At 57.7% G+C, this 12,861-nt stretch carries 13 protein-coding genes and 1 pseudogene; 8 read left to right on the top strand and 6 right to left on the bottom strand.

Annotation, left to right across the window (positions count from 1 at the left end):
• Window positions 1-55: 55 nt before the first annotated feature.
• The 3 genes from ACYZTX_RS06455 to ACYZTX_RS06445 all read right to left on the bottom strand — a co-directional run bounded on the left by ACYZTX_RS06455 (window position 56) and on the right by ACYZTX_RS06445 (window position 3,289).
• A complete protein-coding gene (locus tag ACYZTX_RS06455) occupies window positions 56-409 on the bottom strand; it encodes a BON domain-containing protein (RefSeq protein ID WP_274074573.1) in 354 nt (117 codons plus the stop codon).
• 932 nt (window positions 410-1,341) lie between these two features.
• Window positions 1,342-2,643: an IS4 family transposase gene (locus ACYZTX_RS06450; protein ID WP_462036995.1), complete on the bottom strand. Its 1,302-nt coding sequence runs from the start codon at window positions 2,641-2,643 to the stop codon at window positions 1,342-1,344.
• A 229-nt stretch (window positions 2,644-2,872) separates the two neighbouring features.
• Entirely contained in the window at window positions 2,873-3,289 is a 417-nt protein-coding gene (locus tag ACYZTX_RS06445) for a pilin (protein ID WP_462033390.1), read from the bottom strand.
• A 225-nt stretch (window positions 3,290-3,514) separates the two neighbouring features.
• On the opposite strand from ACYZTX_RS06445, the gene pilB reads away from it, so the two are divergent.
• The 5 genes from pilB to yacG are packed head-to-tail and all read left to right on the top strand — an operon-like array spanning window position 3,515 to window position 8,126.
• Window positions 3,515-5,215 (top strand): type IV-A pilus assembly ATPase PilB, encoded by a 1,701-nt coding sequence (pilB, locus tag ACYZTX_RS06440; protein WP_462033389.1) that lies wholly within the window; start codon window positions 3,515-3,517, stop codon window positions 5,213-5,215.
• Between the two features lie 2 nt (window positions 5,216-5,217).
• A complete protein-coding gene (locus tag ACYZTX_RS06435) occupies window positions 5,218-6,435 on the top strand; it encodes a type II secretion system F family protein (protein ID WP_462033388.1) in 1,218 nt (405 codons plus the stop codon).
• A gap of 1 nt (window position 6,436) precedes the next feature.
• Entirely contained in the window at window positions 6,437-7,309 is an 873-nt protein-coding gene (locus ACYZTX_RS06430) for a prepilin peptidase (RefSeq protein ID WP_462033387.1), read from the top strand.
• Complete coding sequence (gene coaE, locus ACYZTX_RS06425; RefSeq protein ID WP_462033386.1) at window positions 7,306-7,929, top strand: dephospho-CoA kinase; 624 nt, start codon at window positions 7,306-7,308, stop codon at window positions 7,927-7,929. Before ACYZTX_RS06430 ends, coaE begins: the two co-directional genes overlap by 4 nt.
• Entirely contained in the window at window positions 7,926-8,126 is a 201-nt protein-coding gene (yacG, locus tag ACYZTX_RS06420) for a DNA gyrase inhibitor YacG (RefSeq protein WP_253418608.1), read from the top strand. Before coaE ends, yacG begins: the two co-directional genes overlap by 4 nt.
• Window positions 8,127-8,129: 3 nt before the next feature.
• Here yacG and ACYZTX_RS06415 read toward each other — a convergent pair whose 3' ends face one another.
• Both ACYZTX_RS06415 and ACYZTX_RS06410 read right to left on the bottom strand, forming a co-directional pair.
• Entirely contained in the window at window positions 8,130-8,345 is a 216-nt protein-coding gene (locus ACYZTX_RS06415; protein WP_462033385.1) for a hypothetical protein, read from the bottom strand.
• Between the two features lie 63 nt (window positions 8,346-8,408).
• The gene (locus ACYZTX_RS06410) at window positions 8,409-9,098 is read right to left on the bottom strand and encodes an energy-coupling factor ABC transporter permease (RefSeq protein WP_462033384.1); all 690 of its coding nucleotides are present in this window, start codon (window positions 9,096-9,098) and stop codon (window positions 8,409-8,411) included.
• A gap of 245 nt (window positions 9,099-9,343) precedes the next feature.
• On the opposite strand from ACYZTX_RS06410, the gene ACYZTX_RS06405 reads away from it, so the two are divergent.
• The 3 genes from ACYZTX_RS06405 (at window position 9,344) to dctM (ending at window position 12,323) form a co-directional block, all read left to right on the top strand.
• Entirely contained in the window at window positions 9,344-10,339 is a 996-nt protein-coding gene (locus ACYZTX_RS06405; protein WP_462033383.1) for a TRAP transporter substrate-binding protein, read from the top strand.
• A 71-nt stretch (window positions 10,340-10,410) separates the two neighbouring features.
• On the top strand, window positions 10,411-11,043 hold the full coding sequence (locus tag ACYZTX_RS06400) for a TRAP transporter small permease (RefSeq protein WP_462033382.1): 633 nt from the start codon (window positions 10,411-10,413) through the stop codon (window positions 11,041-11,043).
• Complete coding sequence (dctM, locus tag ACYZTX_RS06395; protein ID WP_462033381.1) at window positions 11,040-12,323, top strand: C4-dicarboxylate TRAP transporter large permease protein DctM; 1,284 nt, start codon at window positions 11,040-11,042, stop codon at window positions 12,321-12,323. Before ACYZTX_RS06400 ends, dctM begins: the two co-directional genes overlap by 4 nt.
• A 96-nt stretch (window positions 12,324-12,419) precedes the next feature.
• Here the strand turns inward: dctM and ACYZTX_RS06390 are convergent.
• Window positions 12,420-12,807, bottom strand: a pseudogene (locus ACYZTX_RS06390) (LysR family transcriptional regulator); the annotation flags it as partial.
• Window positions 12,808-12,861: the final 54 nt, after the last annotated feature.

Genomic DNA, 12,861 nt, shown 5'->3' with positions numbered 1-12,861 from the left:
GTATTGCTCGGCCCGTCTGTCGCACCTTCTCCCGGTCCAGGCGAGAAGTCTTGCCTTACTCGGCTTTCAGGCCGTCAGCGGAAACCGCTTTGACGCCTTTGATTTTTTTGGTGATGGCCACAGCAGTGGTTTTCTGAGCGTCAGTCACCGCGACGGTGGACGACAGGGACACAACGCCTTTATTGGTTTCGACTTTGATATCGGTACCAGGAATGCCTTTTTCAGTCACCAGGTCACTTTTGACTTTGGTGGTGATCCAAGTATCGGAAACATCCTCTTTCGCTTCAGTGACCTCACCAGCAGCCAGCATCATAGGTGCTTGAGTGGCTTGGGTTTGAGCAAATGCAGCGTTGGCCATGGTCAGGGTCAGCGCGGTAGCAGTAGCGGCAGCGATAGCGAACTTCTTCATACGAGTAACTCCTGTTTTTCTAGAAAGTCTGCTGCGTGTCTTGTCAGCAGGGTTACTGGGTATATTGCGAACGCTGTGCCAACTTTGAGACTGAAAATAAATCCTTATAAAACAACAAGTTACTTATTAGTCTGATTTTCGGAATCATGCAAATTGCATGACTTCGAAATTATCGACATGCAAGTTGCGGGTTTTGCCGCAGGCCTAAGGCCATGAATTGTCGGGGTTTTCTTGTTTTTCGAAACTCGAGGGTGTCGTTCCAACAAAAAGCCCCGCTTTTCAGGGCGTAATGCTGTTCACTTAAGCTCGATGTTTCCAGGCACACACATATGCGTAGCGAGGGGGCGGTGGAACAAGAGCAAAAGCGAGGCGGCCGACCGACCTAGCTTTTGTTGATCGTGTACATATCCGTGGCTGCGGTCACGACCGCCTATGGTTCCGCTTTTACAGCGGGTCACTTGGAAAAGCCCCAAGTAACCAAGGGCTCTTGCCCCTGACGTTCGGTGCCTCGCTTAGGCTCGGCATGCCCTCGCTCCGGTCCCGCTCCGTGGGCCCGCCGCCATCGGCCATCCATGGCCGGGGGCGGCTAACCCGGCATCCATGCCGGGTTGCCCACTGCGCAGAACCTCCACTCGGCCTCTCGAGGGGGCGTGCACCGCAAACGCCAAAGCGAGGCGGCCTACCGGCCGGCCTGGCTTCAAGTGACCGCATTTCCCTGTAGGAGCTGTCGAGCGAAGCGAGGCTGCGATCTTTTGATCTTGCCGTTGCTTCTGCCGTCGCTGTTGCTTTAGCTGTAGATCTGCCGCCCCTTTCCCAGAGGCCGAACGCAGGCGTTGCGCAGGGGCACCGAATGGCGGGGCAAGAGCCCTTGGTTACTTGGGGTTGGGCGGCATTCCGTATTTCCAAGTGACTCGCTGTAAAAGCCAGCCCTTTCAAGGTGTTTTCCCTTTATGGGCTTTGAGCACTCGATCGGTCGACACATGAGCATTCGCAGCCTTTCCCTCCAACCACTCCTTGGGCTTGGCGATTTTGGGGCCGCGTATGCTTTTGGCAACCTGTTTGGGCTTGATATTCCTTGCCAGCGCCAACAAGCGCTGTGCCAGCGTTTCTGAGGTCGATTGAAGTGACAGATAATCCGACGGTAACGCGATCTGCATGCCCTCATAACCACTGCGCACTTGCACTGCCAAATGGAAAATCGATGCCTCCCATCCCTCTGGTTGCGTCTGGCGATGAGCCTGTTCAACGCTGCGCTTAAGTACTGACAAAACGTTGTAAGCCAACACGGCCGCGGCAAATCCCAGCAGAGCCGCCTTGGGGTTGCCCAGGCTTTCGATTTCACTGTCCAGCACCGATTCCAGGCGCTGGAACATCCCTTCGATACTCCAGCGACGACGATACAAATCGGCGATTTGCTCAGCGGTGATGGTGTCGGGCAAGTTGCTCCAGAACAACAGCATGGTGTCGCCTGATTCGGTAGCTTTTTGCAGGTTCAGTTCAACACGCCGCCACTGACGTCCGCCTTTCACTTCGATGGTTTGCTCGCGCACGCTTCCCGCCTCGACCGCGACAGGTTCTTGCCAGTCGCTTTCCTGAAGCAGGCGCGGATGCTTACTCGGCTCACGAATAATGAAAGAAGCGCCAGCGTCTTCGCAGGCCTCCATGACCGGGAGCGTGCAATAGAGCCGATCAGCCATCCACAACTGGCCCCTACTGGCGTTTTCCAGCAACGGCAGCACGCCGACGCGCTCACTGGCATAAGCATCTTCACAGGGCTGAAGATCGACGACCTGGTCGAGATCAGGGTCGTAAACCACGACCGAAAAACCAGGCCGGGCGGCGCCTCGTTCACGGCGCAAAGCGCTCAGACGTTTTTCGCTGGAAGGCAGGTGATTGCCGTCAACGACCCGCAGTTGCCAGCCAGGCAAAATGGCCGAACAGCCCAACTCTTCAATCGTCGGTGCCAAACGTTGTGCACTGCCGGCTACCAAGGCGCGCAGCAGCGCAGGCTCTGTGCGGCTGACCTTGTCATAGAGCGCCGCCAAGCTGACAGGAAGATCCATCTGCCGTGCGGCGGCATGTAGCGACGGCCGCAAACCCAGTGAAACAAGGGACATAAGCTCAACGATGGTCGAAAATAAAAGCTCACGCGGGTACTGTCGTTGACGATGCTCTTCGAACACCTGATCGACCCACTCAGCTGTAACAGCCTGCTCCAACACCAATTTGGCCATGACACTGGCCGGTGCTTTTTTCTCGAACCGCGCTAAAACCTCTTCCCACATCGTCTCGTCGCCCTGACTGGAGTTTTGGGAGATTCTAAACGAAGACCTTGAAAGGGCTGGCTGTAAAAGCGAAACCGCCAGCCGCCGTGACCGCAGAAACGGATATGTACCCAACCTTAAGTGAACAGCATTATGCTTTTCAGGGCGGGGCTTTGCCTTTCAAGAAAACTGCCGAGCGTTATGTTGCCGAACCTGTGCAACCTGTAGGCAAGAAGTCCTGCTGAGCGGTGCTGGTGCAAACCCAGCCAGTCGTCGAACGCGTCAGCGTGACCGTCTTGCCTAAAACCGGTGCAGGCGCGTTAACGATCGTACAAACAATGCTCCCAGTACCATCAGTGGCTGTACCGGACGCTGCCATCGTGCAGTTTGAAGTTGTGCTAGCCCCACCAATTGCTGCCACATTCGCCGGGCTGGTCCCGTTATTCATAAGTTCTTCAAATGGCACTTTCAACGCCGAAATCTCCGCTAGGCCAGCGGTGACCTTGGCCTTCGCCTGATATTTGGAGTACATCGGCAACGCAAACGTCGCCAGAATCCCGATGATCGCCACCACGATCAACAGCTCGATCAGGGTAAAACCTTTTTGAGTATTCATAGACAAGCTCCGTGCATGAGTCGAAATCTCATGATCTGAACTAGCCGCAGCACAGCCCATGCCAAGCCCCTCGCCCCGTGTTGTCGGGGCGTGTGATCGACACAAACCCCTTTCCTACTCCCAGAGTCCGCACTATCTGACACTTTTTGTCACCCGAATGCCGCTGGTTTGGTTCCTCCGCTTGACTAGGCTATAAGTCATGAACTGTCTGCGTCCGGTATCCCAATGAATGACATCGCCCTTAGCGGTCTGGCCAAGCAATTGGTCCTGGCCGAGCTGCTCACTGACAAAAGCGCGCAACAGGCGTATCAGCAAGCCCAACGTGATAAATCCCCCTTGGTCAGCTACCTGGTGCAGAACAAGCTGGTGAAAAGCCGCCAGGTCGCCGAGATCGCGTCGGAACACTTCGGCATGGCACTGCTTGATCTCAACTGCCTGGACAAGGACACCCAACCCAAGGGTCTGGTCAGCGAGAAACTGATCCGCCAGCACCGCGCCCTGCCCCTCTGGCGGCGCGGCAACAAGTTGTTCGTGGGCGTTTCCGACCCGACCAATCATCAAGCCATCAATGACATCCAGTTCAGCACCGGGCTGAACACTGAAGCCATCCTGGTGGAGGAGGATAAACTCAGCGACGCCATCGAAAAATTCTTCGATACCCCAGGCACCGGCCTGGAAGACATGGCCGATGTCGACCTTGATGGTGTGGACATCGAGTCGATCGATGACAACAGACAGGACGCCATCGCCGGCCAGGATGCCGATGACGCGCCGGTGGTGCGCTTCGTCCACAAAATGTTGCTGGACGCGATCAAAAGCGGCTCTTCCGACCTGCATTTCGAACCCTATGAAAAAACCTACCGCGTGCGGATGCGTACCGACGGTATTTTGCGTGAAGTCGCCAAACCACCGATTCAACTGGCCAATCGCATCGCCGCGCGGCTGAAAGTCATGGCCAGCCTCGACATCTCCGAACGACGCAAACCCCAGGACGGGCGGATCAAGATGCGGCTATCCAAGAGTAAGTCCATCGACTTCCGGGTCAACACCCTGCCGACCCTGTGGGGCGAGAAAGTGGTGATCCGGATCCTCGACCCGTCCAGCGCTCAAATGGGCATCGACGCCCTCGGCTACGAGCCCGATCAGAAAGACCTGTACATGGCCGCCCTCAAGCAGCCACAGGGGATGATTCTGGTGACCGGGCCCACCGGCTCGGGCAAAACCGTGTCGCTCTACACCGGGCTGAACATTCTCAATACCGTGGACATCAACATCTCCACCGCCGAAGACCCGGTGGAGATCAACATGGAAGGCATCAACCAGGTCAACGTCAATCCCAAGCAGGGACTGGGCTTTGCCCAGGCGCTGCGCTCGTTCCTGCGCCAGGACCCGGACGTGATCATGGTCGGCGAGATCCGCGACCTCGAAACCGCCGAAATCGCCATCAAGGCCGCCCAGACCGGGCATCTGGTGCTGTCGACCCTGCACACCAACAGCGCCGCCGAAACTCTGACACGCCTGCACAACATGGGCATTCAGGGATTCAACATTGCCACCTCGGTCAGCCTGATCATCGCCCAGCGCCTGGCGCGCAAATTGTGCAGCCATTGCAAGAAACCCATCGAAATTCCCCGGGAGGCGCTGCTCAAGGAAGGCTTCCCCGAGGAACGCATCGGCTCATTCACGATCTATGAGCCAGTCGGTTGCGATCACTGCAACAACGGCTACAAAGGCCGAATCGGGATTTATGAAGTGGTGAAGAACACACCGGACCTGCAACGGCTGATCATGGCCGAAGGCAATTCACTGGAAATCGACATCCAGATGCGTAAGGACGGTTTTAACGACCTGCGTACGTCGGGCCTGCTCAAGGCCATGCAAGGCATCACCAGCCTTGAAGAAATCAACCGGGTCACCAAGGACTGAATATGGCGGTCAAAGCAGCAAAAATCAGCGTCTACGCCTGGGAAGGCACAGACCGCAAAGGCACCAAAATGACCGGTGAGTTGAGCGGTCAGAACCCGGCGTTGATCAAGGCCCAGTTGCGCAAGCAGGGCATCAACCCTGGCAAGGTACGCAAGAAGTCCACCTCGATTTTCAACATGGGCAAGCGCATCAAGTCCCAGGACATTGCCCTGTTCACCCGGCAGATGGCGACCATGATGAAAGCCGGTGTACCGCTGTTGCAGTCCTTCGACATCATCGGTGAAGGCTTCGATAACCCGGCCATGCGCACACTGGTCGACGAGGTAAAACAGGAAGTTGCGGCGGGTAACAGCTTCGCCGCTTCCTTGCGCAAAAAGCCCAAATACTTCGATGAGCTCTACTGCAACCTGGTCGATGCCGGCGAGCAGGCCGGTGCTCTCGATACCTTGTTGGAGAGAGTGGCGACCTATAAGGAAAAGAGCGAAAGCCTCAAGGCCAAGATCAAGAAAGCCATGACCTACCCGCTGGCGGTGGTGTTCGTTGCGGTCATTGTGACCGGGATTTTGCTGGTCAAAGTGGTGCCGCAGTTCGAATCGGTGTTCAAAGGGTTTGGCGCCGAATTGCCGGCCTTCACCGTGATGGTCATCGGCCTGTCGGAGTTCATGCAGCAATGGTGGTGGGCGATGCTCGGCGTACTGATCGCGGCGATCTTCGGCGTGCGCCACGCCTTTAAAACGTCGCCGGGTTTTCGGGACTGGATGGACACCTGGTTACTTAAACTGCCGCTGATTGGCACGCTGATGTACAAGTCTGCCGTGGCCCGTTACGCCCGCACACTGTCGACCACCTTCGCCGCCGGGGTGCCGCTGGTGGAAGCCCTGGATTCGGTGGCCGGCGCGACGGGCAACATCGTATTCAAGCGTGCGGTGCTGCGTATCAAGCAGGACGTATCCACCGGTATGCAGCTGAATTTTTCCATGCGCACCTCCGGCATCTTTCCCAACATGGCGATTCAGATGACCGCCATTGGCGAAGAGTCCGGCGCGCTGGACGACATGCTCGACAAAGTCGCGAGCTTCTACGAGGACGAAGTGGACAACATGGTTGATAACCTCACCAGCCTGATGGAGCCGTTCATCATGGTGGTGCTGGGTGTTATCGTCGGCGGCCTGGTGGTTGCGATGTACCTGCCCATCTTCCAACTCGGCACAGCGATCTGACATGCCCTTGAACGACATTCTGACCCTCTACCCGATGGCCTTCGCGATCGCAGCCATGTTGGTCGGCCTGCTGATTGGCAGCTTTCTCAACGTAGTGGTCTGGCGCCTGCCAAAAATGCTCAACCGCGAATGGTGCCAGGAGGCCCGGGACGTTTTGGGCTTGCCAGGCGAGACACCGCTGCCGACCTTCAACCTGATGCTGCCCCATTCCCAGTGCCCTCATTGCGGCCATCGAATCCGCGCCTGGGAAAACATTCCGCTGCTCAGTTATCTGTTTTTACGGGGTCGGTGCTCGAACTGCGCGGCAGCGATCAGCAAACGCTACCCGCTGACCGAACTGGCGTGCGGTCTGCTCTCGGCACTCATCGCCTGGCATTTCGGTTTCGGCTGGCAGGCCTGCATGGCACTGGTCCTGAGCTGGGGGTTGCTGACGATGAGCCTGATCGATGCCGAGCACCAACTGCTGCCTGATGTGCTGGTGCTGCCACTGATGTGGCTGGGACTGATCGTCAACAGCTTCGGGCTCTTCGTGTCCCTGCATGACGCAGTGTGGGGCGCGGTGGCCGGCTATATGGCGTTGTGGTCGGTGTTTTGGCTGTTCAAGCTGATCACCGGCAAGGACGGCATCGGCCACGGCGATTTCAAGTTATTGGCCATGTTCGGGGCCTGGGGTGGCTGGCAGATTTTGCCCCTGACTATCCTGCTGTCATCGCTCGTGGGGGCGATCATCGGGGTGATTTTACTGCGCCTGCGCAACGCGAAAACCTCGACACCGATCCCCTTCGGACCCTTTCTGGCGATTGCCGGCTGGATTGCCTTGCTCTGGGGTGGTCAAATAACCGACTTCTATTGGCAGTTTGTCGGTTTGAAATGAATACCCCTGTGGAAAAACCCTGGATTCTCGGCCTGACCGGCGGCATCGGCAGCGGCAAAAGCGCGGCGGCCCAGCACTTCATCGACCTGGGCGTGCATGTGGTGGACGCTGATCATGCGGCGCGTTGGGTGGTAGAACCGGGGCGCCCGGCACTGGCAAAGATCGCCGAACACTTCGGCCCCGGCGTCTTGCAAGCCGACGGGCAACTGGATCGCGCTGCGTTGCGCAAACTGATCTTCGAAGTGCCAGAGGAACGCCGCTGGCTCGAAGCGCTGCTGCATCCGCTGATCGCCAAGGAAATCGCCGATCACCTGGCCAAGGCACAATCACCTTACGCGATTCTGGTTTCGCCGCTGCTGATCGAGTCCGGGCAGTACGCCATGACCCAACGGGTCCTGGTGATCGATGCCCCGGAACAGCTACAGATCGAGCGCACCCTGCAGCGTGACCAGACCAGCGAGCAACAGGTCCAGGCGATCCTCAAGGCCCAGTCCAGCCGACAGGACCGCGTGAGCCACGCCGACGAGGTGGTGGTCAACGACCGCGACCTCGCCTGGCTGCACAGCGAGGTCGAACGCCTGCATCACTTTTACCTTACTTTGCCTGGAGGCCAGTCATGAGCCAAACCCCAACCGTCGATTGCCCAACCTGCGGCGCCCCTGTTGAATGGAGCCCCGAGAGCAAATTCCGGCCATTCTGTTCGGACCGTTGCAAGCTGATTGACCTGGGCGCCTGGGCATCGGAAGAACACAAGATTCCCGTCAGCCCGGATGCCGAAGACGAACTGTTCAGCGAAGACTTCGACCCGCGCCACTGATCTTCAAGGCCGCATAAAACCGTAGTCCTGGCTGTCATCGAGGTTTTCCGCAAGAAAACGCAACTCATCGGCCAGGTCTTCGGCGCTGCGCACTGCCTTGCTCTGTTGCACCACTGCACTGAGCAAGGCGCGCAGGCTCAACCCCGGATCAAACCCCATTTCCTGCGCCCCATCCAGACTCTGGCGCAACTCCTGCCTTGCCCATTCGTAGACACTCATTTCGATGCTCCTGAAGGTTTTCCCGAGCATGGATTCGTGAGCGTTTTTTGGATTTGATGTGGATCAAGATTTGGGATCGTCGTCTTTCCAGGGTGCCGAAAGGTAGCGAGTGCGGTTGAACGTTTCCAGCCACTCAGGGCAAAACACCACCAGCGCGCTGACCACCATGCCATTGATAAATGCTTCCGGGAAAATCAGCAGCCACAGATAACCGACAAAATCTTCCAGCCAATACGGCATGGCGAAACGTTCGTTGAACCACAGCAACCACAGCGCCAACAGCAGGCAAAGCAACGCCGACAACGCAGCCGAAAAAAAACCGGACACGAAGATATACACAAAGGGATTACGCGGTTGTGCACGCTCCACCAGGATCGCGCAGCACTCGGTGACCAGCACCGGCAGCAGAATCAGCAGCGCCCCGTTGACCCCCATCGCCGCCAGATCTTGTCGCCCGAGCAGCACTAATCCCGCTTGCGCGACCAACCCGCCGACAATTGCCAGCGGCCAATCGAGCAACAGGGTGACGGCGGTCATGCCGATAAAGTGGTAGGACACGCCGGTATCGAAGTCTTGTCGCACCAGCCAGAGCATGAACAGCGCGAACACCGTGCCGAACAACAGATGTTGGCGGCGCCTGTCGCTGAACAGTTCGACCCACGGTGCTCGCGCAACGGCCCAGATCAGCACCGGTACATAGATCAACCACCCAGCAGTGAGGGTTTCAGGTGACAGTAACTCGGCGCCGATCATGGGCGAACCTTCTCCGGCCCCTGGGCCCATGCAAGCGCAAGATCGGTCGATAACACTGTTCTATCTTTCACGCGGCTCCCCTCCTGACCTCCCTCAGTCTACACCGGCGGTTCTGACTGCCCATGTCGCTCGCAAATACCCGTCCCGACGACCAATGGTGATTTATTGCCTAGACTCCTTTTGTCCATCGTGCAGATGCAGTTCAGACATCAACTGCACGAAATAACAACAAGGGGAACATCTGAATGCTCAAGTCATTGTGGAACGCAGTTGCCTGCACGCTCGCGCTTGGCGTGTCGAACCTGGCGCTGGCGGCTGATCCAATCATTATCAAGTTTTCCCATGTCGTCGCCGAACAGACGCCCAAAGGCCAAGGCGCCCTGCTGTTCAAGAAGCTGGTTGAAGAACGTCTGGCGGGCAAGGTCAAGGTAGACGTTTATCCGAACTCTGCGCTGTTTGGCGATGGCAAGGAAATGGAGGCGCTGTTGTTAGGCGATGTACAGATTATTGCGCCGTCGCTGGCCAAATTCGAACAATACACACCCAAGTTGCAGCTATTTGATTTGCCGTTCCTGTTCAACGACATCTCGGCAGTAGACCGCTTCCAGCGAAGCCCTGAAGGCCAGGGACTTCTGAAGTCCATGGAAAGCAAAAACATCACCGGACTTGCCTATTGGCATAACGGCATGAAGCAGCTGTCCGCCAACAAGGCGCTGCGTGAACCAAGCGATGCCCGTGGCTTGAAGTTCCGCGTGCAGGCCTCGGCCGTGCTCGAGGAGCAATTCAAGGCGGTGCGCGCCAACCCTCGCAAGTTGAGCTTTGCCGAGGTGTACCAGAGCTTGCAGACCGGTGTCGTCAATGGCGCGGAAAACCCTTACTCGAACATCTACAGCCAGAAAATGTACGAAGTGCAAAAGTTCATTACCGAGTCCGACCATGGCTTGCTGGATTACATGTTGATCACCAACACCAAGTTCTGGACTGGCCTGCCGCCGGATGTGAAAGCCGAACTGGACAAAATCATCGTCGAGGTCACCACCCAGGTGAACCAAAAGGCAGAGAAACTGAACCAGGAGGACAAACAGCGCATCATCGACGCCAAAACCACCGAAATCATCACGCTGACCCCGGAGCAACGTGGCAAGTGGCGTGAAGCAATGAAGCCGGTCTGGGCGAAGTTCGAAGGTGCTATCGGTGCCGACCTGATCAAGGCCGCCGACGCCTCAAACCAGGCTCAGTAATCTACCTAAGGGCGCCGCTCGAAAGGGCGGCCCCTGTTTCAGGGTCGTCACTCGATCGGGAGATGCCACTCATGAATGCCTTGCGGCGCATCTGGGACCACTTCGAAGAAGGCTTCATTGTTTTCCTGCTGGCGGCAATGACGCTGGTGACGTTCGTTTACGTCATCCTGAACAACCTCTATAGCGTTTTCTACAGCTTCGCGGACTCTTGGCCGAGCGCCAGTGAACCGTTATTCGCGATGGGCGACAGCGTCATGGGGATGGCCCAGGCGATGACGTGGAGCATTTCGCTGACCAAAGCCCTGTTCGCCTGGCTGATCTTTTTTGGCTTGTCCTATGGGGTGCGCACGGCCGGGCATATCGGTGTCGACGCCTTGGTGAAACTGGCCAGCAAACCGGTTCAGCGAATCATCGGCATCATTGCCTGCCTCTGCAGCCTGGCCTATGCAGGCCTGCTCAGCGTCGCCAGTTTCGAATGGATTCAAACCTTGTTCATCGCCGGAATCGGCGCTGAAGACCTTGGTCATTACGGCATCATGCAATGGCACATCGGGCTGATCGTGCCCGTGGGTTTTGCCCTGGTATTCATCCGTTTTGCCGAAATCCTGGTGCGCATCGTGCAAAACCGCCAAACGGGCCTGGGCCTGGCCGATGAGGCCGCGGATGTGTTGAAACTGACCGAGCATGAGGACGACAAGAAATGACCATTCTTTTCCTCTTTGTTGCTCTGTTCGTGCTGATGTTTATCGGCGTACCGATCGCCATTTCCCTTGGCTTGGCCGGTTCGCTGACGATCATCCTTTTCAGCCCTGACTCCGTGCGTTCACTGGCCATCAAGTTGTTCGAGACGTCCGAGCACTACACGTTGCTGGCGATCCCGTTCTTTTTGCTGGCCGGCGCCTTCATGACCACGGGCGGCGTGGCACGGCGCTTGATCGATTTTGCCAACGCTTGCGTCGGTCATATTCGCGGCGGCCTGGCCATCGCGGCCGTTTTAGCGTGCATGCTGTTCGCCGCGCTGTCCGGCTCAAGCCCCGCCACGGTAGCCGCCGTGGGCTCCATCGCTATCGCGGGCATGGTCCGTTCCGGTTATCCGCAGGCGTTCGGTGCCGGTATTGTGTGCAACGCCGGCACGCTGGGCATTCTCATCCCTCCGTCCATCGTGATGGTGGTGTATGCCGCGGCAACCGAAACCTCGGTCGGCAAGCTGTTCATGGCCGGCGTGGTGCCGGGCCTGTTGCTGGGTACTTTCTTGATGATTGCCATCTACATCGTCGCCGTCAGGAAAAACCTGCCCTCCATGCCGCGGGCGACTGTCCGTGAATGGTTGACGGCAGCACGCAAGGCCATCTGGGGCCTGTTGCTCATGGTGATCATCCTGGGCGGCATCTACTCCGGGATGTTCACCCCGACCGAGGCGGCGGCAGTGGCGGCGGTGTACTCGGCATTCGTTGCGCTGTTCGTCTACAAGGACATGACATTCCGTGAAACGCCGAAAGTGCTGCTCGAATCCGCCAAGCTGAGCATCATGCTGATGTTTATCATCGCCAATGCCATGCTCTTCGCCCATGTATTGACCACCGAGCAATTACCCCAACAAATCACCGCCTGGGTCATCGGGGCGGGCCTGACGCCGGTGACATTCCTGCTCGTAGTGAACATCGTGTTATTGGTGGCGGGGGCGTTCATGGAACCCTCGGCAATCATCCTGATCCTGGCACCGATCCTGTTTCCGATTGCCGTGCAGTTGGGGATCGACCCGATTCACCTGGGCATCATCATGGTGGTGAACCTGGAAATCGGCCTGATTACCCCGCCCGTGGGGCTGAACCTGTTCGTCACCTCAGCGGTGACCGGCATGTCGCTGGCGGCCACCATCCGTGCAGCCATGCCTTGGCTGGTTATCCTGTTGCTGTTCCTGATACTGATTACCTACGTACCGTGGATTTCGCTGGTCCTGCCGAACTGGCTGGGAATGACGTAACCGGGATGAGTAGTTTCGGGCCGTCAGGCCCAATGCCGTGCATCGTTCATCACCGCCTCGGGTTCAGCGAACAGCTTGGGTAAATCGGCCTTGAGAAAGTCCACGCCGTTGCAGGTATTGCGGGGAGGCGCAGGGCTCGCTGTAAATCTGTCCGATAGCCTGGGCGACCCATTGCGAATCGGCCAGTTCATGGGCTGACCCGCAGCCGTCCACTCGGCTTGAGATGGGCGCCGCGGGCCTCTGCCGTTGCCTCCTCCACTTCTTCAAGTATTTGCCGACTGCGCAGCAGGAAGCGTTCACCGGCCTCGGTCAGGCTCAATCGCCGCGTGGTGCGTTGCAGCAAGCGTGCTTGCACATGTTGCTCCAGATCCGCCACCAGTCGCGACACTTGCGCGGTCGACAAGTCCAGCGCATCAGCGGCGGCGGTGAAACTTGCGCAGTCCACCACGCGGACGAACACCCGCAAGTTATTGAGCAGATCCATAGGCCCTCCAAGGGCAGTGACTGTTACGTTTCATGTAAGGCTGTATCAGGCGCA

Source organism: Pseudomonas sp. MDT1-17, from assembly GCF_054898105.1.
This window is presented reverse-complemented; position numbering and strand designations above follow the sequence as displayed.